Genomic DNA, 24,270 nt, shown 5'->3' with positions numbered 1-24,270 from the left:
CGCCATGTCAGCCGGCCTCCGTTCCGACGCACGCACCGAGAGGTCGACCATGTCCGCCGCTCCAGCACCTTCCAGTTCGCTGCAGGTGTATATCAACGGCCAGCTCTTCGACAAAGCCGACGCCAAGATCAGCGTCTACGACCATGGCCTGCTCTACGGCGACGGTGTCTTCGAGGGCCTGCGCAGCTACGGCGGCAAAGTGTTCCGCCTCGAGCAGCATCTCCAGCGGCTCTACGAGTCGGCCCGGGCCATCTGGCTCGAAATCCCCATGTCGGCGGCCGCCATGGGCGAGGCCATCGATCGCACGCTCCGGGCCAACCAGTTGCAAGACGCCTATATCCGCCTGGTCGTCACCCGTGGCGCCGGCGCGTTGGGGCTCGACCCCAATCGCACGAGCGATCCGCAGATCATCATCATCACCGATCACATTTCGCTCTACCCGGCCGAACTCTACGAGCGCGGCATGGAGATCGTCACGGTCAGCGTGATCCGCAATCATCCGGCCGCGCTCAGCCCGCGAATCAAGTCGCTCAATTATCTGAACAATATTCTCGCCAAGATCGAAGGCCTGCAGGCCGGCTGCGCCGAGGCCCTGATGCTGAACGTCAAGGGCGAGGTGGCCGAGTGCACCGGCGACAACGTGTTCCTCGTCCGCAAGGGGCGGCTGCAAACCCCTTCGCTCGAAGCCGGCATCCTCGACGGCATCACGCGCGACGCCGTGATCGAGTTGGCGCGCGAGGCGGGCATCGCCGTCGACGAACTGCCGCTGACCAAGCACGACGTGTACATTGCCGACGAATGCTTCTTGACCGGTACCGCGGCCGAGGTGATCCCGGTCGTAAAGGTCGACAGCCGCAAGATCGGCACCGGCGCGCCGGGCCCGATCACGCGGATGCTGATCGAAAAATTCCGCGCCGCCACGCGGGCCTGATCTTTTGGCCGGCGGTCGCCGCGTCGTGTTTCTCTGTCCGCCAGCCCCAGGGTCAGCGATGTTGAATCTCGCGCGAGCCGCCTGCCTGTTCTGCGTTGCGGGGAGTACGTGTTTCGTCGTTGGGCCGCTCGCGGCCGATGATTGGCCCCAGTGGCGCGGACCTCTGCGCGACGGCGTCTGGCGCGAGACGGGCCTGCTCGAACGCTTTCCCGAAGCCGAACTGCCCCTGCGCTGGCGGGCCGAGATCGGCAGCGGTTATAGCGGGCCCACCGTCGCGGCGGGACGGGTCTACGTGACCGATCGGCTCGTCGAGCCCAAGCAGATCGAACGTGTGCACTGCTTCGACGAGGCGACCGGCAAGCCGCTCTGGAACTACGCCTACGATTGCAATTACAGCGGCGTCGGCTACGAAGCCGGCCCGCGCGCGAGCGTTACCGTCTACGACGGCCGGGCCTATGCCCTGGGGACGATGGGCCATTTGATCTGTTTCGACGCCGCCAGCGGCGCGATCGCCTGGCAACACGATTGCAACACGGAATACAAGATCGAAATGCCCATCTGGGGCATCGCCGCGGCGCCACTCATCGAGGGCGATCTGGTCATCGTGCAGATCGGCGGCGAACACGCGTGCGTCGTCGCATTCGACCGGCGCTCGGGCGCCGAGCGCTGGAAGGCCCTCGACGATCGTGCATCGTATGCGGCGCCCATCGTGATCGAGCAGGCGGGCCGCCGTGTGGTGGCGTGCTGGACGGGCGACAACGTCGTGGGTCTCGATCCTGCCAGCGGCGAGACCTTGTGGAAGCATCCTTTCGTGCCGACGCGCATGGTGATCGCCATCACCACGCCGGTCGTCGATCGCGAGCGGCTGTTCGTCTCGTCGTTCTACGACGGCTCGTTGATGCTGCGGCTCGTGCCCGACGCGCTACGGGTCGAGCAAATCTGGCGCCGTTTGGGGCCCGATGAGCAACACACCGACAGCCTGCACTCGATCATCAGCACGCCGGTGCTCGATGGCGAATATGTCTATGGAGTCGACAGCTATGGCGAGCTGCGCTGTCTCGACGCCAAGTCCGGCGACCGGATTTGGGAGAGCCAGCAGGCCACGCCCCGCGCGCGGTGGAGCACGATTCACACGGTGCGCAACGGCGATCACTACTGGATGTTCAACGAGCGCGGCGAATTGCTGATCGCCCGCCTGACCCCGCAAGGCTTCGAAGAGCTCAGCCGCACGAAACTGATCGAGCCCACCGCCGAGCAGCTGCGCCAGCGCGGCGGCGTCTGCTGGGCGCATCCGGCCTACGCCAACCGCCACGTCTTCGCACGAAACGACCGCGAACTGGTCTGCGCCAGCGTGGCCGCGCAGCCGTAAATTGCGCTGGAGTTGCTCGCCTGAGGGCCGCGGCACCCCGACCGTTAGCGTCTTGCCCGCGAGCCGTCACTTCTTCGGGATAAACAAATTGGCGGCAGCCATCGCGGCTTGCATCTCGCGCGCGTCGAGAAAACCGTCGCTGTCACCGTCCACGATCGAAAACACGAGTTGCAGCGACGGCGGGCATTCGTCTGCCGAGATCTTGCCGTCGCCGTTGGCGTCAGCCTCTTTGACCTTCGCCAAAAACTGTTCGGGCCCGGTCGGCTTCGGAGCCTCCGACGGCACGGCCTTCGGACCGTACAGTTCTGCCTCGCTCAGCACACCATCGCCGTCGACGTCGAGCTGCTTGAGCGACTTGCCGGCTACGGCCAGCTCGCGCGTAGAAAGCATCCGGTCGCCATTGAGATCGAGCACCTTGATCAGGCGGCTGTCCAACGCGTTGCCCATGCCGGCCGCTTGACTGTCGCCGGCCGGGTGCCCGGGATGGTTTTCGGCGAGCCCTTGAAGAAACTCGTCGCGATCGATCCGCTTGTCACGGTTCTTGTCGGCGTGCACCAGGAACTCGCGGAACAGGCGCCGCTTGTTGTAGGGCACCTCGTAGGTCGTGAGAAAACCATCCTGGTTCTCGTCCATTTCTGCGAACACGACAGCCGGATCGGGCCGCGAAGCCTGGGGCGGCGGCTCTCCTGGGGCGCCTTGCGGTGGCGCAGCGGCACCCTGCCAACACATCAGTCCCCATGCGGTCAGCAGCTGCAAAGCCGTCATGGTTTGAGCCCTCCTTCCCCGGGACCTGCTCAGCCGACAACGGCGAACTCGCACCTCGCGTGCCCCCCCGCCAGACCACGCCGCCGCTCGGCGATGCAAGAAACCGCCGGCACCAAGCGACTCGGAAGACTAAAGGTCATCCTAACCGCCTGGGGAGCCATGTTCCAACTTCCGCGACATAAAGGCCGCTTCGGTGGACACAGGACGGTGCAAAGTGGGCGCCCGAGCCGGGTGACGCCCTGGCAGCTTCGGACCCCGGCACAGGAGAATGCACGCTTGAAAGAGCGGCTCGCCCAACAGGACTGCCGCGGCGTTGAGGGCCTAGTCTGCCAGGAGTAGATTCGAATGCCGCGGCCAAGGGGACGCGTGCTGCACCAAACTGGTGAACGGACTTTGAAACGAATCGCCGTGGTCGCCCTGCAAATGGCCCTGGTGCTCATCGGCACAGGCGCGCTGGTCTTCTTGCTTGGAGAGCCTCACTTCGAAGGCCGGAACAAGCACGCGACGCTGCTGGAGATCTATTTCAAAGACCCCTTTCTGGCCTATGCGTACGTCGGCTCCGTCCCGTTTTTCGTGGCGCTCTATCAGGCATTCACCGTGCTGGGATATGTCGTGCACGATCAGGCTTTCTCGCCGGCGACCGTGCACGCGTTGCGCACGATTAGAATCTGTGCGAAAGTCATCGTGGGTTTTGTGGCCGGAAGCGGCCTGTTCTTTTTCTTCAGCGATCCCGACGACTGGCCAGCAGGCCTTTTCTTGCGTGTGCTGATCGGTCTTCCTGCCATCGTCGCCGCCACGGCCGTGGCCCGGCTTGAACGCGTTCTGCGGCACGCCTTGGAACCAAGACCCGAGAGCGATTGAACGGTGCAACGAGCGCGGCGAGTTCCCGTTCGCCCGATTGCCCCCCCGGACTTCGCGGAGATCCGCCGCAGTGAAATGGATCGAGCCCGTCGCTGAGAACCATCGCCAGCGTGCCCGCTAATCCGCGGCTTCGCGGTGGCCAAACGGGCAAAAAGCCCACCACCCGACTAGCAATCCTCGCCGCAAATTGCCCAATTCCTCGCGAATTTCATCGCGTTTTTTGAAGGCAAGTCCGATTGACCACTTAGGCGCCTGCGGTAAAATGCCGCACAGTGATCGGCGGTGGATTTTTCCGTCTGGACGACGCGAAGTTGCCCCCTGCCGCTCGCGAGTTTGACGCTTTTCTACTCTCTGCACGACCTGCGTCACGCACGTCCGTGGGCCAGCAGGAGGATTTGGCAAGCGAATCATTCCGGCGATCGTCGGACTGTATTGCCCTCATAGCTTCTTGAATCATTTGCGCGGTTCGGTCGGGCCAAAGCAGGTGAAGGGAAACTCACCTCCTCAACGGGGCATGCTCCTCGCGAGCGAACATCATTGAGCATTGAGCACAGGGACGGCGGCGGTATGCGCGTCCGGCACCTCGCGTCAGGCGTCCAGATTTGGGCGCCTGCCAAGTTGAACCTGTTTCTCGAGGTCCTCGCCAAGAGGCCTGACGGGTTTCATGAAATTGAAACCCTGATGTGCCCGATCGACTTGGGCGACACGCTCGAGTTCGAGCCACTTGGTCCAGGACCGATCGAGTTCTCGGCAGCGCTGGCGGCGCATCGGGCATCGCGCAGCGCCGCGCTGCCAACCGGCGCCGACAACCTGATTGTCCAGGCCCTCGAGCGACTCCGCCAGCGTTATGGCATCGAACGGGGTGCCCGCGTTCGTCTGCACAAGCGCATCCCGCTCGAGGCGGGTCTGGCAGGCGGTTCGAGCGACGCGGCCGCCGCGCTCGTCGCGGCGAACCTGGGCTGGCAGTTGAGGCTGGCCCACGAAGAACTCGCGCTGGTGGCCGCCGAGTTGGGCAGCGACGTGGCGTTCTTCCTGCACGGGCGCCCCGCCATCTGCCGCGGCCGCGGCGAACGCATCGAACCGCTCGAGCCGCGCGGGCTGATGCAGGTCGTCGTCGTCAAGCCGCCCGAGGGGCTTTCGACCGCGGCCGTCTATCGCGCGTGCGTCCCCAGCGAGCGTCCGCGCGGGGCACAGCAGTTGGCCGATGCCCTGCGTCAGGGGCGTTGGGACCAGGTGGCCGCGGCGATGCACAACGATCTTCAGGCACCCGCGGCCGGCCTGTCGCCTTGGATCGATCGGATTCTCACCGCCTTGCGCGGCGAGGATGTTGTAGCCCGGCAAATGACCGGCAGCGGTTCGGCCTGTTTTGCCATTTGTCGCAGCACCAACCAGGCCCGCACGATCGCCGGGCGTCTGCGGTCGCAGCAGTGGGGCGAGGTCAGTGTGGTCCGCATGAACTGTTGATTATCACCTGCGAGGGAGAGCGGCCATGGACATCACCGAAGTTCGCATCAAGCTCATCGAAGAGCCCGGCGAGCGCCTGCAAGCGTTTTGTTCGATCACCCTCGACGACTCGTTCGTCATCCGCGATTTGAAGATTATCGAAGGTCCTAACGGTCCCTTCGTGGCCATGCCCAGCCGCAAACTGACGGCGCGCTGCACGCGCTGCGGCTGCAAGAATCACCTGCGGGCCGCGTACTGCAACCAATGCGGCGTGCGGTTGCGCGAGCCGCAACTAGTGCGCGATCACGAAGGCCGCGCGAAGCTCTATGCCGACATTGCCCATCCGATCAATTCGCGCTGCCGCGAGCAGCTTCAGCAGCGTGTGATCCAAGCGTTTCAGGAAGAGCTCGAACGCGCGAAATTGCCCGGCTACGTGTCGAGCTACGAGGATTTCGAGCACGATCTCGAAGCCGAGGCCTATGGCGACTCGCAGCAGCGTCACGACGCGCCCGAGACGTCGTCGCCGCACTTCCGCCCGCAGCGCCAACGCGACGCGCAGGCGTCCAAGCCGTCCCGCGCGACGAACGAATCGCACCCAGCCGGCCCCCATCATCCGCCGCGTTATGCCGAGCCGGCGCCCCCGGCCCTACCGCGGCAGGACGACACCTCGTTCGGCGCGGGAATCTTTTAGGACTTCGCGGCCGCAACGGGCTGGTGCAACAGCCACGTCTTGTAGCCGCCGGTCAGGTTGACGACGTCGAAGCCGTGCTGCAGGAGCATGCGCGTGGCCAAATAGCCGCGTAGCCCTACCTGGCAATAGACCACGATCGGCACGTGCCTTGGCAATTCATTCAGCCGGTCGCGCAGCACGTCGACCGGCACGTTCTCGGCGCCGGGCAAATGGCCGGCGGCAAACTCGGCCGGCGTGCGAACGTCGATCAGTTGCCTGCCGCTGGCCTGTTCATCCCCCAGCGAGCGCACATCGACAATCGGATGATCGCCGCGCAGCACGCCCGCGGCGACAAAACCGGCCATGTTCACCGGGTCCTTGGCCGAACCGAACTGCGGGGCGTAGGCCAGCTCCAGCTCTTCGAGATCGTAGACGGTCATCCGCGCTTGAATCGCCACGGCCAGCACGTCGATGCGCTTGTCGACGCCTGCGCCGCCGACCGCCTGCGCGCCCAGCACGCGGCCGTCTTGCGGATCGAACAACAGCTTCAGGGTCATGGCCTCGGCGCCGGGATAGTAGCCGGCATGATGGCTGGGATGCACATAGATCGCCCGGTAGCTGCGGCCCAGTCGATTGAGCGCCTTTTCGCCGGCGCCGGTCATCGCCGCCACGCGGTCGAAGACCTTGACGATCGCCGTACCTTGGGTACCTCGATAGCGCACTTCGCGGCCGAAGATGTGATCGGCCGCCAGACGTCCTTGCCGGTTTGCCGGACCGGCCAAAGGCACCTGCGTGGGCTCGCCGGTCACAAAATCGACGGTCTCGACACAATCGCCGACGGCATAAATATCGGGATCGGCCGTTTGCATCTGGGCATTGACCCGAACGCCCCCGCGCGGGCCGACCGGTAAGCTCGCCTCGACGGCCAAACGGTTCTCCGGCTTTACGCCGACGCCCAGGACGACCAATTGCGCGACAAGTTCCGTACCGGACTTGAGCTGCACGCGCAGCTCATCGCCGCTGGACGAAAAGCCCGCCGCACTCTCGCCCAGCAGCAGCTTCACGCCATGCTGGGCCAGTTCCGCCACGATCGGCGTGGTCATTTCGCGGTCCAGTGGCGGCAGCACCTGGTCCTGCAGCTCGACCAGCGTCGTGGTGACGCCGCGGCGCACAAAATTCTCGACCAGTTCCAGTCCGATGAATCCCGCGCCGACGACCACCGCGTGTCGAACGCCGTCGCCCAGTCGGGCCACGATGCGGTCGACGTCGTCGAGGTTTCGCAGGCTGTAGATTCCCGGCAGATCGACACCCGGCAGCGGCGGCCGAATGGGCGCCGCCCCCGGCGCCAGGATCAACTTGTCATAGGCCTCGACGTATTCCCGTCCCGAGCTCAACTCGCGGACGAGCACCTGTTTCTCGGCACGGTCAATCCGCTCGACGCTGGTCCGCGTGCGAACGTCGATCTTGAACCGCTCGTGCAGCCGCTCGGGCGAAGTGATGATCAGCTTCGCGCGGTCGGCGATCTCGCCGCCGACGTAGTAGGGCAACCCACAATTGGCAAACGAGACGTCCGGTCCGCGCTCGAATACGACGATCTCGGCGTCTTCGGAGAGCCGCCTTGCCCGGGCTGCGGCCGAGGCGCCGCCCGCCACGCCACCGACAATGACCAGTTTCATCGACACCGGCCTTTCCTCGAGACTCGCAGGGACTACCCCGAGACGATGCTGCCACCATCGGCCGAGCCGCGGCCGGCATTGCTAGGCAAAGTAGCGCACGGCGTTGCGAAAGACGGCCAGGCCGTCTCCTTCGCGGCGGGACGGCTCGCGCGTCCAGCGCGGGTGCTGCGTCGGATCGACGTGCCGCTCGGGATGGGGCATGAGCCCACAGACGCGGCCCGATTCGTCGCAAATGCCCGCCACGTCGGCCATGGCGCCGTTGGGATTGTCGGGATACGCGGGCGACGTCGCGCCCGTCTGCGATCGGTACCGCAGCGCGAGTTGTCCCGCCGCCTCGAGCCGCGCGAGCGTCTGTTCGTCGTGGAACACGAAGCGCCCTTCGGCATGGGCGACGGGCAGGTACATCGACTCGATGCCTTGGAAAAAGACGCACCGGCTGCCGTGCGTAGCCAACTGCACCCAGCGGTCTTCGAATTTGCCCGACCGGTTCAGCGTCAAGGTGGCCTGCGGCGCGCCGTTGCGTTCGGGCAGCAGCAGGCTGGTGCGCATCAGCACCTGAAACCCGTTGCAGATGCCGAGGATGAGCTTGCCGGCATCGCGAAATTCGCCGAGCACGCCGTCGAGATGATGACGCAACTGGTTGCCCAGGATACGGCCCGCCGCGAGGTCGTCGCCGTAGCTGAATCCGCCCGGCAGGCACAGCACCTGGAAATCGGCCAGCAGCCGCGGTTCGGCCAGCAGTTGGTTGATATGCCTGCGCTCGGTCCGTGCGCCGGCAAGTTCGAACGCGAACGCGCTTTCGACGTCGCAGTTCGTGCCGGGAGCTCGCAACACAAGCACGCGCGGAACAGCCATCCCCACGATTTCCTTGTTTGAAATTCTCAGGAGCGCTCGCGTGGCGAGCCCCCTGCAAATACCTGTTGAGCTTTCACCATCGCAACGGCGCCTGCCAGGCCGCTTTCAGCTCGGCCAGGTCAGCGCGAATCCAGACTTCGCCGTCGGCGAGATTGCCGGCGGGCACACCACGAATCTCCAGCACCGGTTCGGCCGTCACTTCGCCGACCCGGGCGCAGGGCACCCCGGCCAGCAGCCGTTCGAACTCACCGCAGGACGCCTCGGGCACCTCGCACAAGAACCGCGTGTTCGATTCGGCGAACGCCAGCACGGCGTCGCTCGCCCCGCGCGTGGCGAGCGCGTCTTCGGGGCGAAGATCGTGCGGGACCTCGCCGAGCCGCAGCGTCAGCCCGCAGCCGCCGGCAAACGCCATCTCGGCCGCGGCCACGGCGAGCCCGCCTTCGCTCAGGTCGTGACAGGCGCGTACCAGCCCCGAGGCGATCGCCCGGTGCAGCGCCGCAAACGTCTGCCGTGCCCGCGCGGCATCGAGCTGCGGAACCTGGCCGCCTGGAGCCTGGAGCACGAGCCCCAAATGCGATCCGCCGAGCTCGTCGCGCGTGAGGCCGACCAGATAGACACGATTGCCCGGTGTCTTGAGGTCCATCGTCACGGCCTGCGCGGCGTCGTCGAGCTGTCCCAGGGCACTGATCAATAACGACGGCGGAATGGCGATCGAGCGGCGCTGGCCGGAAGCGTCGGTGTAGCGGAACTCGTTGTTCAGGCTGTCCTTGCCGCTGATAAACGGCGTGCCCAGCTCGAGCGCCACGTCGTGGCAAGCCAGCGCCGCGCGCACCAGCGATCCCAGCGTGGCGGGCTGCTCGGTATCGCCCCAGCAGAAGTTGTCGAGGATGGCGATTCGCGCCGGGTCAGCGCCGACGGCGACGCAATTGCGCACGGCCTCGTCGATCGCGCTGGCTGCCATGGCATACGGATCGTAGTCGCCGTAGCGCGGATTCATCCCACAACTGATCGCCAGCGCCCGCCGCGACGCAAGCACGGGCCGGACGACGGCCGCATCGCTGGGCCCGTCGTTGGTCACCCCGACCAGCGGCTTGACGACGCTGCCGCCTTGCACCTCGTGATCGTATTGCCGGATCACCCATTCCTTGCTGCAGACGTTGAGCGCGGAGAGAATCTTCCGCAACCAGTCGGCCGGCTGTCCCGCCGAATCCGACGGCAGCTCGCAAGGCCGCGCCGGGGGCAGTGCATAGGTCGCCTCGCGGACTACGGGCGGCCGGCCGCCGTGCAGGAATTCCATCGACAAATCGGCCACCAATTGCGCGTGGTACAGCAGCCGCAGCCGCCCCGTGGGCACAAAGCGGCCGATCGCCGTCGCCTCGACTCCTTCGCTCGCGCACAGGCTTTCCAGCTCCGGCCAGCTCGCCTCGGGCACGGCCAGCACCATGCGTTCCTGCGCCTCGGAAATCCAGATTTCCGTATAGGACAAGCCGTCGTACTTGAGCGGCACCCGATCCAGCCAGACCTCGGCCCCGATGTCTTCGCCCATCTCGCCGACGGCGCTCGAAAAGCCGCCTGCGCCGCAATCGGTAATCGCGTGATAGAGCCCGCGGTCGCGGGCCGCGAGCACGACGTCGAGCAGCATTTTTTCGGTGATGGCGTTGCCGATTTGCACGGCCCCGCCGGAAAGCTGCTCGCTTTCCTGGGTCAACTCTGCCGAGCTGAACGTGGCGCCGTGAATGCCGTCGCGCCCGGTACGTCCGCCGATCGCCACGACCAGGTCGCCCGGCAGCGGCTGCTTGGTCGACTTGTCGCGCGGCAGCAGCCCCACGTTGCCGCAGTAGACCAGCGGGTTGCCCAGATAGCGCTCGTCGAAGTAAATCGCGCCGTTGACCGTGGGGATGCCCATGCGGTTGCCGTAGTCGCGCACGCCGGCGACAACGCCTTTAAACACGCGCTTCGGATGCAGCACGCCCGGCGGCAAGGCGGCCGCGGGCAGCTCCGGCGGCGCGAAGCAAAAAACGTCGGTGTTACACACCGGCTTCGCGCCCAGCCCGGTGCCGAGCGGATCGCGGATCACGCCGCCCAGGCCCGTGTTCGCCCCGCCATAGGGTTCGAGCGCCGAGGGGTGATTGTGCGTTTCGACCTTGAACACGACGTTGTACTGGTCGTCGAAGCGGATCACGCCGGCGTTGTCCTTGAACACGCTCACGCACCAGTCGTCGGCGCCGGCCCGGGCCCGCAATTGCTGCGTGGCGGCAAAGATCGTCTCGCGCAGCATGTTGTCGAACGTGCGTTCGCCGCGCTCGTCGCGATAGCGCACCCGCCCGGCCAGCGTCTTGTGGCTGCAGTGCTCGCTCCAGGTCTGGGCCAGCGTCTCCAGTTCGGCATCGCTCGGATCGCGACCGAGCTGGCGAAAGTGCTCCTGGATGGTGCGCATCTCGGCCAACGAGAGGTAGAGCTGGCCTTCGCGGCTCAGCTTCACCAGTGCCGCGTCGTCGAGGCCGGCCAGCGGCACCTCGATCCGCTCGAAGCGGTAGGACGACCCCAGCGCCAGGCGATCGAAGGGCAGGGGGCCGACAATCACCTGCTCGATCGCCTCGTTGGCCAGCACCTTCGTGCACAGCAGTTGCAGCCGTTCGACCGGCAGCGGGCCGAGCCAGTATTTGCGCAGCGTCCGCACGGCGTCGGCCTGCAGGCCGAAATCGGCGATCGCCCCTTGCGCGCTTTGCGCCACGGGATCCATCACGCCCGGCTTGGGCAAGACGTGCACTAGCAATTCCAATCCGGCACGGCTTTGGGCCAAGTGCGGCTCGCCGACGCGGGTCAGTTCGGTGCGCTCGACGATCGGGTCGGCAAGTAACTGCGCCGCCAGCATCTCGACCTGCTCTGCCGGCAGGTCGCCCTGAATCAAGTAACCACGCGCGACGACCACGCGCAGCTCGCTGGCGATGCCAAGTTCGGCCGCCTCGGCAGCCACGCGCGCAGCCGCGGCGTCGACTTCGTGCTCAGCCGGAAAAATGTCGACTTCCCAGAGCATCAATTCTCCACGGCATCGCGGCGCTGCTTACCGACGTTCAACAGCCGGACCAGTGCCCGGCGGTCGCCTTGGTCGATGGCCGCGCGCAACTGACCGGCCATCGCGTCGTAAGCGGCAATCGCTTGCAACACAGGCTCGCGGTTCGAAAGGAAAATCTGCGTCCACAATTCCGGATCGCCGGCGGCGATCCGCGTCGTATCGAGAAACCCGCTCGCGGCCAGCGCGAGATGTTCCTTGGGGGTCGCCGCGGCTAGCGCCGAGGCAACGAAATGCGGCAAGTGGCTCGTCGCCGCTACGGCACGGTCGTGTGCTTCGGGTGTCATCGTGACCACCTTCGCGCCCAGTGCCGTCCAGAAGCCCTTGAGTCTTGTCACGTCGCCGGGGGGCGTCTGCGGCGCCGGCGTGATCACCACCGTGCGGCGGCAGAACAAGTCGGCCCGGGCCTCGGCCGCTCCGCGTTTTTCGCTTCCGGCCAGGGGATGGCTGCCGACAAATCGTACGCCCCGGGGCAATGCCCCGCCCAGTTCTGCGACAATCTGGGCCTTGGTGCTGCCGGCATCGGTAATGAGCGCCGCGTCGGGACAAGCCGCAGCGCACGCGCGTACCTGCTCGGCGATCCGTTCGACCGGCGTGCAGACGACGATCAACTCGGCCTCGGCCACGCCGCGCGCCAAGTCGGTGGTTCCAGCGTCGATCGTACCGGCGCGTTTGGCGACGCGTAGACTGCCGGTGCTGCGGCCGATGCCCACCACGCGCCGGGCCATGCTGCGCTCGCGCACGGCCAGCCCGATCGACCCGCCGATCAGGCCGACGCCCACGATGGCCACGGTATCCCAGCGTTTCATAAGCGGCCGAACCGAGCGAACCGACGCGGCAGGGGGTATGCAATCGACCGCGAGGCGCATCCGGTTCGCGACATGCAGCAGCGGGGGCCGACCGAAAGACGCGGATTGTACCCGATTTCGGCCGCCGCAGACCAGCGGCCACGCCGCCCGGGGATTCCCCCGCAAGGGGCGATATAATCGAGGCGGAACACGAGGCAACCAGAATTGGGACAGACGCCATGTTGCTGGCCGCTCGGATGAACCTACGCGAGTTGGCCGGCTTTACCCGGCGCATGGCCACCGCGCTCGACGCCGGGCTCGATGTACGCCGCGTTTGGGCTCGCGAGGTCGAGGCCCGCTGGCCACGTTCGCTCCGCGAGCCGCTCGAGTCGGTGCGCCGCGCCATGGCCTCGGGCAGCTCGCTGCACGACGCCATCGACGCCACGGGCGAGGTCTTTCCGCCGTTGTTCCGCGAGCTCATCACGGTAGGCGAACAGACCGGGCATCTGCCCGAGGTATTTCGCCGCCTGGCTGTGCACTACGAGAATCAGTTGCGATTGCGGCGCGTCTTCTGGGCCGCCATCACCTGGCCGCTGCTGCAACTCGTCTCGGCCGTGTGCATCGTGGGGTTCGTCATCTGGGTGCTCGGCTGGATCGCACAATCGCGCGGCACCGAGGCGGTCGATATCTTCGGCCTGGGCCTGACCGGCGAACGCGGCGCGATGATCTGGTTCCTCTCGGTCGGGGCGATTGCCGTGGGCGGCTTCGTCGCCTGGCGATTCGCTGCCCGCAACCGCGCGGTGCAAGGCGTCGCCGAGGCGGTGGCGATGCAGGTTCCCGGCCTGGGGCGCGCCCTCGACACCTTGGCCCTCGCGCGCCTGGCGTGGACGCTCGAGCTGACCACCAACACGGGCATGCCGCTGACGCAGGCCGTGACGATGAGCCTACGGGCCACGCGGCTGGCGCGCTACGTCGGTCTGACCGATGAGGTGGCCGCCGACATTCGCGCCGGCCACGAGCTGAGCGCGTCGCTAGGGCAAACGCGGCGGTTTCCCCGCGAGTTTCTCGAATCGCTCGAGGTGGGCGAACGCTCGGGCCGGGTGCCCGAGTCGATGGCCGCGCTGGCCAAGCAATACGAAGAGCGTGCCGGCCTGGCGATCGCCGCGCTCACGACGATTGCCGGGTTTGCCGTCTGGGCCCTCGTGGCGGGCCTGATTATCGTGCTGATCTTCCGGATGTTCTTCTTCTATCTCGACGCGCTCAACAGCGCCATGGGATAGCGTTCTACCCCCGCTGTGCTGAGACGGGCGCCAGAAGACGGCGGCCCTATTGCACCAACCGCACCTGCGGGTTCTTGATGATGTCTTCGAAGATCTCGGTCAGGCGCTGTTCATATTCGGCCGGGTTGCCGCTGCCGCGCGGGCCCTGGCCGGCTTCGTTGGCCGTCATCCCCAGCCGCGCCAGGCGATCCATGAAGTTGTAATCGGTCCCGAGCCCGAGCCCGACGGGGAACAGGCGCCAGTGCCGGTTCTGGATGTCCATCGCCTGCATCAGACAGGCGTCGTACCAATAGGCGCCGTTGGCGTAGTAATCCGCGCTCGGAAAGTTGGCCTGGAACTGCGAAATCGTCGAGGCCGACGAGCTGTAGAGATTCGGTACGCCGTCGGTCAGCAGCACGAGGACCTTGTTGGCCATTTTGCGGCCCGCCCCGCCCTGGTTCGATGGCAGCAGATGCTGCTTGGCGACGATCATCCCCGACTCGGTGGCCGTCGAGGCCCCCTTGTCGCTGACGGCCTGCATCCGAGTCACCGCCTGCATGGCCGTGTGGTAATCGCCGGTCAGTTGCTGCAGCACGACGGGCCCGCCGCCGGACAGCGTGTCGTAGGTCACGACCGACACCCAATCGCGCTGCCCGACGTCGGGAATCGAGCCGTTCTGCTGATCGACGACGTGCATCGCCGCGATGATGGCCCGCCGCGACGCATGGGTGGGCTGCTCGCGCGGTGGAAAATTGAAACTGCCGCCCGCGGTGCTTTCCGAATGGAACGGGCAAAGCGAGCTTTGCGTCGATAGCGGCGTGCGCTGTCCGGCCACGACAATCTCGTCGCGTCCGTGGTCGAGCATGAATTGCACGTAAGTGCGGTAGCCGACCTTCATGCGCCAGCCACTCGCGCCGGCCGCGCTGGGAAACGTGGCTTGGTTCGGATTGTTGAACCCCGTGATGCGATCCGGGTCGAGGTTCGGCGGGATCGTCCCGCGGTTCACCGGCGGCGTGCCAGGCGAAGTGGCGCCGGTCAGCGCCAGGGGAATCAACCATTGCATCGCGTCCCCAGGCATCATCGCGACCTGCAAGTCGCGACGCGACGCCGGCCCGATGCGCGACGCGCCCCAGAAGGTCGCGTCGTCGAGACGTACCACGGCGCGGTCTGGCGAGCGCGGCCACAGCATGCCGCTCGGCGGCGGAGGTGGTGGAGGCGGCGAACTCGGCGGCGCGGAAGGCGCCGGCGGTGCGGGAGATGGCGTCGGTGCGGGCGGACTCGGCGGCGCGGGAGGTGCCGGCGGGGGCGGAGGAGTGATGCTCACCGTCCGCATGATGTAGTCGATGTACTTCTCCCAGTACGCGTAGTTGCCCGAATTCGGCGCCGGCTGGGCATTCGGCATCAACACCGCGATCTGGTTGTCGATGATCCAGCGGTAGGCCTTTTGCTTGCGCGCACTCTCCGTGTCGCCCGCTTGAACCCGATATGCGACGGGCACGCCGCTGCCGCTCAAGGGGCCGTCGTCGCGGGTCATCTCCGCGTACGCCCATTGATTCTGCGGCACTCCTAACGGTTGACCGATGTGCTCGATCGCCCCCGGAAACGCGCCGAAGCCAAAGTCCTCGTAAATCGCCTGCACCAGATCGTTGCCGATCGTCGGGTAACCCTGACCGGCAAAGGTCGAGTTGATCGCGGTCGTCGCCCAGCACGGCTCCGTGTCGTCGTTCATCGAGCCCGACAAGTCGACCACGAAGCAGATATCGCGCGGGTTGGCCATCGCCACGGCCTGCGCGCGCATCTCGAAGTCCTGATGACCGAAGATGCGGGCAAAGAACAGCGGGCACTTGCCGTCGGGGCTCGTGGCATCGCGGCGACAGGTGACGCGAATTGCGTTGCCCACCTCGGCCGAGGCGGCGAACGCGCGCGTCGTCGTGTCCCAGGTGCCGAACTCCACGTCGGTGTCTTGCAAGTTGACCGGCAAATCGGCGGCCATGTGCAGCTCGGCGAACTCACGGGCCGTCGCCACGGCATGATCCGGATCGCTCCCCATCACGCCGGCGGCGGCCATGGCAGCGCTGTCGGCGGCGTTTTGCAGCTGGCTCCGCACTAGGACGATGAAGCCCACGTCGAGCGCCAAAGCCACCAGGCCCAACAGAAACACCAGCGAAAAGGCGACCAGCACCAGCACGGCCGCGCGGCGTTCGCCCAGGCGCTTCGGCCGCGGTAGTGAACGACAAGTTTCCACGGTGGATTACTCCCCGAGCCAATGGCGGCGGGAACGTACGACGAGCGGTTCGCCCGCGTCGAAAGCCCCAGCGCGCAAAATCCCCCACCTGGAACCTGGGTCGAGCACCAGGGTCCGTCAAACTCGAGACAGCAAGAAGCGGGGTGGAAATTCGCGGGCCGTTCGCCAGATGCTGGCACGAATCGATTCAAGCCTTAAATCCGTGCCGGCCGATATCCAACTCTGTCGCCCGGCCTGTGCCACACGCGACAAGCACGACACCTCAGAGGCTGGAGCCAGACGGCCAGGCAACCGGCTGCAACCCGGTCAAAGTGGGTTCGACTCCCACCGGCCTCTCTTTCTCGACGCGCGGAGTATTTCGCGACAGACGTTGATCCTCACGCTACCGCGAAGCGGCGCCCCGGTTGCGCCGCTTCTGCTGTTTCTATCCGCGGCTAGCGTGCCGGCGAGGCAAAGATCGCCTCGGTCCGGATCGTCGCCCAGATCTCGTCAGCGGCCAGGTATTCGGCGAAGCGATGACGCCGGCCCACGAACGGTTCGACGTCGAGTTGCTCGACGCGCCCGGCAAACTTGGCTTGGACGCTGCCCGGAAGACCCGTATAGCCTAAGGCGGGCGGTCCCCCCCGACCCCAGAGCAAGGGATACCACTTCAGGGCCACGTCGTTGGGGTTGTACATCACCACAGCGTGCTCGACGGCCCACAGCGCCATTCCATAGGCGCCGCCCGGCGCAATCCAGCCGCAATCCAGCGCGCCGGCCATGAGCACCGCCCGCCGCGCGGGCGCCGGCGCGGTGGGTGCCCGAGACTCCACCTGGGCCAGGTGGTGCAGGCACGTGACGATTACACGGGCCCCGTAGCTGTGGCCCAACAGGCAAACCGGCACTTCGCCGGGAATCTGGCCGACGAACTGTGCGACGACACAGCCTTCGGCCTCGCCGCGGTTGGCCTTTTCGCGAACGTCGCGGCGCAACGCGCCATAGATCCGTTCGCTCGGCCACGACCAGATCACGAACCGCAGCGGACGGCCATTGCCCAGTTCGCGCACCAGCCGCACGAACATCGCCTGGCCCACGATCAAGGCGTCCTGCTCGTCGTAGCGATTGCCGTGGATAAACACAACCGTTGGCACTCCCGGTTGATCGGTCGACCGAAACTGTTCCAGGCCCACTGGAATCCAATGGCCGTGACCGTCGCCGACGAAGTAATGCAGTGGCTGCGCGCCGGCGCTCGAACAACTCGCCCGGGTGTTCACCAGCCAGAGCGTGGCGCGGCAACCTGGCGGCGGCACCAGCTCTGGCGCGGCAAATGTCGGCGGATCGAGCTCGGCGTCAGGAAAGTCGGCCTCGCGCGCCAGGTCAGGCAGGGCGGCCAGTCGCGCCGGCGCGGCCATCGGGCTTGGCGCCCGTTGCTCGCCGATCGCAAGCGGCGCCACGCCCGCGCTCCAGACCAATAGCGCAGCCGCCCCCGCGCGCAGCATCCGGCGCCAATCGCCGAGGCGATTTAGATCGATGGTCCGGGTGCTCATGCCGTTAGCACCGAGGAATTTGGTTGCGTCGAACGTAAGGTCTGTAGGGGGCAGCGTCGCCGCACGGCGCGTGCTCAGTCACAACCGCTGCGTTCGTTGCGGTCGCTATGTGCACCCCGCGCGTGCATCACGCGCAATTTCGGCACCCACGGGCGACCGGCGTTGCAAAAACTCACCGTGTTGCGTTTGCACATCATCGGGGGTGAGGTAGAGTTCCCTGACGCCGGTGATTCGCGACATGATTCGTCGCGTTGTATGGGAGAGACGAGCAATGAGAAGGCTGTTCTTCCTGACGATCGTAGCAGCCCTGACGGTCACAACCGCGGGTTGCCATCATAAGAATTGGCTCGCGCGCTGCTGCGGCCAGAACCCCTGCATGCCAACGCCCTGCGGCAATCCGTGTGCGTCGCCGTGCGATTCGGGCTGCGGTCGTCAAGCGATGCCGCAAAATCCGTGTTGCGACGGCGCCAACTACACAGGAGGCATGCCGTATGCCGATCCAGTGATGTCGGGTTACGGTCCAGGACCTGGATCGGGCCCGGTGATCATGGAAGGCGGTCCAGGCTCCGGCGGCGTGGAGTACGTCACGCCGGGCCCCGGACCTGGTTGAGCCAAACAAACCCCACATAGCGCGCGTGCGTCTCCCCCCGGTGCCCGTGCGCTTGCCGTTGGCGGCAACGTCGGTTTGCTGTGCGTAGGCAGTGCCGATCCTGATCACTGCAGCGCACAGCATACCGGCGTACCGCGCCCCCCCCTGCACACCCGCCCGATGCGACCCTCCCTGTGGCCCCTGCTTCCGTGGACGGCGGCGAGTTCCTCGTCACCGGCCGATCTTGCGGCAGGTAAAAACCATGCGCTCGATGTTCACCCGGCTTCGTCCCCGCCACGTCGGCCGCACTACGTTGCGACGCGTGTACGACTCGGCACACACCAGGCCCCGGCCCCACCTGCTGCTCGGCCGTCGTGCTGAAGACTCCGGTGCCGCGCCCGGAGATTGTAAGCCGCTGGGCTGAACGCCTTTGCGTGCGAGCTTTGCACGCTGCGCGAGCACCTCGCCCGCCGCAGCGCGCAGCCCCGCATGCAAATCATTAGACTGAGGGCACGCCGCAGCTTCCGCGGCGGTTGCGACCTTGGGTTCCGCAGGGCCTTCCGGTGACCAATCTTCCTCCCGCGGCCAACAACGAGTTGGATCGCGACCAGCGACACCTCATCCACGCGCTACATTCGCGCGCCGCGCAGGCCACGGCCCACGTCTGGGTCGAAGGGCGAGGCGCGGTGATCGTCGACCACACGGGCCAGGAATTCCTCGACGGACTGGCCGGCCTGTGGAACGTCGTCGTCGGGCACGGCCGGCGCGAGTTGGCCAACGCGGCGGCCGAGCAGATGACGCGGTTGGCCTACGCCTCGGCCTATACCGGCAGCTCGAACCGCCCGGCCATTGCCTTGGGCGAGCAACTGGGCGCGTGGTGCTACCCGGGCATCCAGAAATTCTTTTTCACCTGTGGCGGTGCCGAATCCAACGAATCGGCCTTCAAGACGGCGCGCTATTACTGGAAAACCCAAGGCAAGCCCGGCAAGTACAAGATCGTCAGCCGCATGTGGGCCTATCACGGCGTGACTATGGCGGCGATGAGCGCCACGGGAATGCCGCCGTACTGGACGATGTTCGAGCCGCGAGTGCCGGGATTCTTGCATATCGCCAGCCCGTACCCCTATCGCTTTGCCGCAAAGGCCCAAGATCCACGCACGCCGGGGCAGCAAGCGGCCGATCTGCTCGAGGAGCTGATCCTGGCCGAAGGCCCCGACACCGTGGCCGCCTTTATCGGCGAGCCGGTGCAAGGCGCCGGCGGCGTGATTCCTGCGCCGGACGACTATTGGCCGCGGATCCGCGCCATCTGCGACAAGTACGACGTGCTCCTGATCACCGATGAGATCATCACCGGCTTCGGCCGGCTCGGTCAGCGGTTCGGGTTGATGCGCCTGGGCATCGAGCCCGATATCGTGACCTTCGCCAAGGCGATCACCAGCGGCTATTTCCCGCTGGGGGGCATCGGCGTGAATCGCGCGATTGCCGAGGCGATCGACAACGCGGGCGAACCGTCGAAGTGGATGCACGCGTTCACCTACTCGGGGCATCCGGTCGGCTGCGCGGTGGCCTTGGCCAATCTGGAAATCATCGAGCGCGAAGGGTTAATCGAGCGCGCCGGACAACTGGGCCGGCGTTTGCTCGCCGGTCTGCAGACCCTCACCACGCATCCGCACGTGGGCGACGTCCGCGGCGAGGGGCTGATGTGCGCGGTGGAAATCGTGCAGGACAAGGCTACGAAGGCCGAATTCCCGGCTGCCGAGCAGATGGGTCCGCGCGTGCATGCTGAAACGCAGAAACGCGGCCTGTTCACGCGCCTCCGCGGCGATGTCTACAACCTGGCTCCCTGTTTCGTCACGACCGACGAACAGATCGATCGCATGGTCTCGATCCTCGGCGAATCGATCGAGGCCGTGCTCGGACGCTAGCCAGCGGCGCGCGGCGGGAATTTTTCGCACGCTCCGCGCGTCTAACGATGTAGGGCGCCGCTCGACGCCCCACGCCCATCTTTTCCGGGGGAGAGTCGCCATGCGACACGCCGGGTGGTGTGTACTCATCGTTTGCCTGTTGCCTGGCTGTATGTCCCGGGTGGCCGACGAGCCCACTGCCCGCGAAGCCTCCGTGGCACAACCGGCCAGTGCCGACACGCTGCCCGGCGCGCCGGGTGCGACGACTCCGGGCGAAACCTCGTCCACCGGCCTCAGCCGCAAGATCATCTACAACGCCGAAGTCGAGTTGATCGTCGAGGACTTCGCCGGCGTGCCCGAGCGCGTCGTCGCCCTGGTCAAGCAGTTCGAAGGCTATGTGGCCGACAGCAGCCTGCGCGGGGCGTCGGGCATGAATCGCACCGGTATGTGGCGCATCCGGATTCCGGTGCAGCGCTTCGAAGAGTTTCGCACGGCCGCCGCGGGCCTGGGCGAGCTCATGCGCTCGGACGTGAACAGCGAAGACGTCAGCGAAGAGTTCTACGACGCGGAAGCGCGCGTCCGGAACAAGAAGAAGGAAGAAGATCGCTTGCTGAAGTTGCTCGAGGAACGCCCCGGCAACCTGGAGGACGTCGTCGCCATCGAGCGCGAATTGTCGCGGGTCCGCGAAGAGATCGAGCGCATCGAGGGGCGGCTGCGAGTGCTGACCGACCTCACCTCGTTGGCGACCGTCGAGATTCATATCCAGGAGGTGCGCGATTACGAACCGCCCCAGGCGCCAACCCTGGCCACCCGGTTGCGGCGATCCTGGGAAGGTTCGCTCGAGGCGCTGAGTTCGACCGGGGAGCTCGCGTTGATCGGATTCGTCGGCCTGCTGCCGTGGATACCGGCGCTCGCCGTGCCGGCCGTGGCGATTTTCTGGGCCACCCGCCGCATCTTTCGCCGCTTTTCGCGGCGCCACGCGAAGCTAGACTAGTTTGTATACCTTGACGGTATCCATTGGTCACCCTGCACCGCATGGATGCGCGCCTCGCGGAACTCTGCCATGCGCCAGCTCGCTTTGTTGTTCGCCTTGTTCGTGTTCATGACGTCGCCCCTGTTCGCGGCGGACGAGTCCGCCGGCGACAGCCCACCGGCAGCCTCCGCAAAACGCGGCCCGCAGTTGGGCGAAGAACAAGTTCAACGGTTTCGCCTGGGCATGATCATCACCGCACAGGGTGGACCCTGCAAAGGCATCATCGGCACCGCGCCGATGCCGACCGACTGGCCCGAGCAGACGGTCGAGATCGTCGAGGAAGACGTCTCATCGTTCGTCGACTCGGTCGACTACCGGGTCGTGGCGGGCACCGTCAAGCAGATGTGCGTCACCGTCAAGCAATTGCCGGCCAACGAAGAGGCCCGTGCCCTGATGATCGTCGAGGTCCGCCGGAATGCGCTCGTCGCGCCGGATGAAACCGACATCTACAAGATTCCCGAGAAGCTCGACCGCACCTTCGGCCTGTTCCTGGGTGCCAGCCCCGGCATCGAGGCGCGTAACCCCAAGATCAAGAAGCTGGCCAAGGAGATTACGGCCGATCACGAAACGGCCTGGGACCAGGTGCGAGCACTCTACGACTACGTCCGCGAAAAGGTCGAGTATGTCGAAGGACCCTTTCGCGGAGGGCTGGCCGCGCTGCGCAACGGCAAAGGCGATTGCGAAGAGATGAGTTCGCTGTTCATCGCGCTGTGCCGGGCGCACGGTGTGCCGGCTCGCACTGTGTGGGTGCCGGGCCACTGTTACCCGGAGTTCTACCTGGTCGACGACCAGGGAGCGGGTTACTGGTTCCCGTGCCAGGCGGCGGGGGCCGCGGCCTTCGGCGGCATCCCCGAGCATCGCCCCATCTTGCAGAAGGGGGACAACTTCCGCGATCCGGAACGTCCCCGTGAAAGCCAGCGCTACTTGTCCGAGTATCTCACCGGCGCGGGCGGCAAGCCCAAGGTGAAGTTCGTCCGCGAACTCGTCAGCGGCGCCGGGAAATAGCCACGAAAAAGCCCCCGCCGAAGATCGACGGGGGCTTTTCTCTGGTGAATCGCTGCACGCGGCGAACCGCGCACGGCGAGTATCGTCGGCCGATGGCCTGACGACTAATACACGTCGTAGTCGCCGCCGTGGCCGGCGCCGCCCTTCTTGGCGTCCTTCTTGGGCTTGTCGGCGATCAACGCGTCGCTGGTCAGCAGCAAGGTGGCCACGCTGGCGGCGTTTTGCAGCGCCGTACGCGTCACCTTCGTCGGGTCGATGATCCCGGCCTTGACCAGGTCCTCGAACTTGTCGGTCGCGGCGTTGTAGCCAAAGTTGGCTTCGCCGGCCAAGACCTTCTCGCAGATGATGCTACCGTCCTGCCCGGCGTTGGCGGCAATCTGCGTCAGCGGAGCACGGCAGGCCCTGAGCACGATGTTGTAGCCCACCTCTTCGTCGTGGGTGAGGCCCTTCGGCTTGAGCGAACCGACGGCCCGTACGAGCGCCACGCCGCCGCCCGGCAGAATGCCTTCGGCCACGGCCGCACGGGTCGCGTGCAGTGCGTCTTCGACGCGCGCCTTCTTTTCCTTCATCTCGCTCTCGGTGGCCGCGCCGACGTTGACCTTGGCCACGCCGCCGGCCAGCTTCGCCAGCCGTTCTTCGAGCTTCTCGCGATCGTAGTCGCTGGTCGAAATCTCGATCTCGCGGCGGATCTGCTCGATCCGGGCCTTGATGTTCGAGCTCGAACCGGCGCCCTCGATGATCGTCGTGTTGTCCTTGTCGACGATCACCTTCTTCGCGCGGCCCAGGTCGCTCAGCTTGAGGCCCTCGAGCTTGATGCCCAGGCTATCGAACACGGCCGTGCCGCCGGTGAGGATCGAGATATCCTCGAGCATCGCCTTGCGGCGGTCGCCGTAGCCGGGGGCTTTGACCGCACAGCACTTGAAGGTGCCGCGGAGCTTGTTGATCACCAAGGTCGCCAGGGCCTCGCCCTCGACCTCTTCGCAGACGATCAACAACGGGCGGTTGGCGTTGACCACCGCCTCGAGTACGGGCAGCACTTCCTTGACGTTGGCAATCTTCTTCTCGTAGATCAGCACGTACGGGTCTTCGAGCACGCACTGCATCTCGGTCGGGTCGGTGACGAAGTACGGCGAGAGGTAGCCACGGTCGAACTGCATCCCCTCGACCCATTCGACCTCGGTCTTCAGGCTCTTGCCTTCGTCGACCGTGATCACGCCGTCCTTGCCGACCTTTTCCATGGCCTCGGCCAGCAGCTCGCCGATCTCGTGATCGTTGTTGCTCGCCACGGCGGCCACCTGGGCCATCTCCTTGCGGCTCTTGATCGTGATCGACACCGAGTGCAGCTTCTCGGCGATGTCGCTGACGGCCTTCTCGATGCCCTGCTTCATCTGCACCGGGTTGACGCCCGCCACAACGGCCTTCAGGCCCTCGTTGAAGATCGCCTCGGCCAAGACCGTGGCCGTGGTCGTGCCGTCGCCCGCCACGTCGCTCGTCTTCGAGGCGACTTCGCGGACCATCCGGGCGCCCATGTTCTCATAGACGTCTTCGATGTCGATTTCCTTGGCCACGGTCACGCCGTCCTTGGTGACGGTCGGCGAGCCAAAGCTCTTTTGCAAGATCACGTTGCGGCCCTTCGGACCCAGCGTGACCTTGACGGCCCGGGCCAGCTTCGACACGCCGCGGCGCATCGCTTCGCGGGCTTCCTGATCAAAGGCAATCATCTTCGCCATGGTTGAACTTCTCCTGGATTCAATGGCCGCGCTCGTGGCAATGCCTGGAGGCGCGGAAAAAAGTGTGCGGTACGCGAATCAATCGTCGAGGAGCGCGGCTCCTGGGTTGCGGCGAGCCGATTCTTCAATCGCGGCGAGCCTAATCCTCAATCACGGCGAGAATGTCATCCTCGCGCATCAACAGCAGCTCCTCGTCGCCAATCTTGAATTCGTCGCCGGCGTACGAAGTGAACAGCACGCGGTCGCCCACCTTGACCTGCAGCGCGTGACGCGTGCCGTCGTCGAGCAGCCGACCTTCGCCGACGCTGACCACCACGCCCCGGGCGGGCTTGTCGCGCGCCGTGTCGGGCAGCACGATCCCGCCGGCCGTCTTCTCCTCGCGCTGCTCGCGCTCGACGACCACCCGGTCGCCCAACGGCTGAAGTCGGATTCCACCGGCCCGCTTGGCCTTGGCCTTGGTTGCAGTCGACATGAGAACGAACCTCCGCGGAAATCGAGTTGGAACAACAGTTCGGGGGCTATACGGAAGGCAGCCGGGCGGTCTGCCA

18 protein-coding genes and 1 tRNA gene are annotated in these 24,270 nt (G+C 66.0%); 10 read left to right on the top strand and 9 right to left on the bottom strand.

Going from position 1 to position 24,270, the window contains the following annotated elements:
* Positions 1–49 precede the first annotated feature (49 nt).
* Positions 50–931 (top strand): branched-chain-amino-acid transaminase, encoded by an 882-nt coding sequence (ilvE, locus tag K1X74_03420; protein MBX7165376.1) that lies wholly within the window; start codon positions 50–52, stop codon positions 929–931.
* 58 nt (positions 932–989) lie between these two features.
* Complete coding sequence (locus tag K1X74_03415) at positions 990–2,300, top strand: PQQ-like beta-propeller repeat protein (protein ID MBX7165375.1); 1,311 nt, start codon at positions 990–992, stop codon at positions 2,298–2,300.
* 66 nt (positions 2,301–2,366) lie between these two features.
* On the opposite strand, the gene K1X74_03410 is transcribed toward K1X74_03415, so the two are convergent.
* Positions 2,367–3,065 carry a hypothetical protein gene (locus tag K1X74_03410; protein MBX7165374.1) on the bottom strand — a complete coding sequence of 233 codons (699 nt, stop codon included), beginning with the start codon at positions 3,063–3,065 and terminating at the stop codon, positions 2,367–2,369.
* Positions 3,066–3,458: 393 nt separating this feature from the next.
* On the opposite strand from K1X74_03410, the gene K1X74_03405 reads away from it, so the two are divergent.
* The 3 genes from K1X74_03405 (at position 3,459) to K1X74_03395 (ending at position 6,060) form a co-directional block, all read left to right on the top strand.
* Entirely contained in the window at positions 3,459–3,926 is a 468-nt protein-coding gene (locus K1X74_03405) for a DUF2975 domain-containing protein (GenBank protein MBX7165373.1), read from the top strand.
* Between the two features lie 567 nt (positions 3,927–4,493).
* A complete protein-coding gene (locus K1X74_03400) occupies positions 4,494–5,390 on the top strand; it encodes a 4-(cytidine 5'-diphospho)-2-C-methyl-D-erythritol kinase (protein MBX7165372.1) in 897 nt (298 codons plus the stop codon).
* A gap of 25 nt (positions 5,391–5,415) precedes the next feature.
* Entirely contained in the window at positions 5,416–6,060 is a 645-nt protein-coding gene (locus K1X74_03395; GenBank protein MBX7165371.1) for a SpoVG family protein, read from the top strand.
* Here the strand turns inward: K1X74_03395 and K1X74_03390 are convergent.
* The 4 genes from K1X74_03390 to K1X74_03375 form a co-directional block, all read right to left on the bottom strand.
* Positions 6,057–7,715, bottom strand: coding sequence for an FAD-dependent oxidoreductase (locus K1X74_03390; GenBank protein MBX7165370.1), 1,659 nt, complete (start codon positions 7,713–7,715; stop codon positions 6,057–6,059). The genes K1X74_03395 and K1X74_03390 overlap by 4 nt on opposite strands.
* Before the next feature lie 81 nt (positions 7,716–7,796).
* Entirely contained in the window at positions 7,797–8,570 is a 774-nt protein-coding gene (gene purQ / locus K1X74_03385) for a phosphoribosylformylglycinamidine synthase I (GenBank protein MBX7165369.1), read from the bottom strand.
* A 73-nt stretch (positions 8,571–8,643) separates the two neighbouring features.
* Complete coding sequence (purL, locus tag K1X74_03380; protein ID MBX7165368.1) at positions 8,644–11,610, bottom strand: phosphoribosylformylglycinamidine synthase subunit PurL; 2,967 nt, start codon at positions 11,608–11,610, stop codon at positions 8,644–8,646.
* Positions 11,607–12,452 carry a prephenate dehydrogenase/arogenate dehydrogenase family protein gene (locus K1X74_03375; GenBank protein ID MBX7165367.1) on the bottom strand — a complete coding sequence of 282 codons (846 nt, stop codon included), beginning with the start codon at positions 12,450–12,452 and terminating at the stop codon, positions 11,607–11,609. Before K1X74_03375 ends, purL begins: the two co-directional genes overlap by 4 nt.
* Positions 12,453–12,670: 218 nt before the next feature.
* Here K1X74_03375 and K1X74_03370 point away from each other — a divergent pair, with 218 nt between their 5' ends.
* Positions 12,671–13,711, top strand: a complete 1,041-nt coding sequence (locus K1X74_03370) for a type II secretion system F family protein (protein MBX7165366.1) — start codon at positions 12,671–12,673, stop codon at positions 13,709–13,711.
* A gap of 46 nt (positions 13,712–13,757) precedes the next feature.
* On the opposite strand, the gene K1X74_03365 is transcribed toward K1X74_03370, so the two are convergent.
* The gene (locus K1X74_03365; GenBank protein MBX7165365.1) at positions 13,758–15,935 is read right to left on the bottom strand and encodes a hypothetical protein; all 2,178 of its coding nucleotides are present in this window, start codon (positions 15,933–15,935) and stop codon (positions 13,758–13,760) included.
* A gap of 265 nt (positions 15,936–16,200) precedes the next feature.
* Here K1X74_03365 and K1X74_03360 point away from each other — a divergent pair.
* Positions 16,201–16,271 (top strand) — tRNA-Cys (locus K1X74_03360).
* Positions 16,272–16,369: 98 nt separating this feature from the next.
* On the opposite strand, the gene K1X74_03355 is transcribed toward K1X74_03360, so the two are convergent.
* Entirely contained in the window at positions 16,370–17,461 is a 1,092-nt protein-coding gene (locus tag K1X74_03355) for an alpha/beta hydrolase (protein MBX7165364.1), read from the bottom strand.
* A 1,152-nt stretch (positions 17,462–18,613) separates the two neighbouring features.
* Here K1X74_03355 and K1X74_03350 point away from each other — a divergent pair.
* The 3 genes from K1X74_03350 (at position 18,614) to K1X74_03340 (ending at position 21,992) form a co-directional block, all read left to right on the top strand.
* Entirely contained in the window at positions 18,614–19,975 is a 1,362-nt protein-coding gene (locus K1X74_03350) for an aspartate aminotransferase family protein (protein MBX7165363.1), read from the top strand.
* A 151-nt stretch (positions 19,976–20,126) separates the two neighbouring features.
* Complete coding sequence (locus K1X74_03345) at positions 20,127–20,948, top strand: DUF4349 domain-containing protein (GenBank protein MBX7165362.1); 822 nt, start codon at positions 20,127–20,129, stop codon at positions 20,946–20,948.
* 69 nt (positions 20,949–21,017) lie between these two features.
* The gene (locus K1X74_03340) at positions 21,018–21,992 is read left to right on the top strand and encodes a transglutaminase-like domain-containing protein (protein MBX7165361.1); all 975 of its coding nucleotides are present in this window, start codon (positions 21,018–21,020) and stop codon (positions 21,990–21,992) included.
* 104 nt (positions 21,993–22,096) lie between these two features.
* Here the strand turns inward: K1X74_03340 and groL are convergent, their stop codons facing one another.
* Entirely contained in the window at positions 22,097–23,722 is a 1,626-nt protein-coding gene (groL, locus tag K1X74_03335) for a chaperonin GroEL (protein MBX7165360.1), read from the bottom strand.
* 139 nt (positions 23,723–23,861) lie between these two features.
* Positions 23,862–24,194 carry a co-chaperone GroES gene (gene groES, locus K1X74_03330; GenBank protein ID MBX7165359.1) on the bottom strand — a complete coding sequence of 111 codons (333 nt, stop codon included), beginning with the start codon at positions 24,192–24,194 and terminating at the stop codon, positions 23,862–23,864.
* Positions 24,195–24,270 lie beyond the last annotated feature (76 nt).

This window comes from Pirellulales bacterium, assembly GCA_019694435.1.
Lineage (GTDB): Bacteria > Planctomycetota > Planctomycetia > Pirellulales > JAEUIK01 > JAIBBZ01.
The sequence above is the reverse complement of the archived record's forward strand: the minus strand, read 5'-3'. Positions and strand labels throughout refer to the sequence as shown.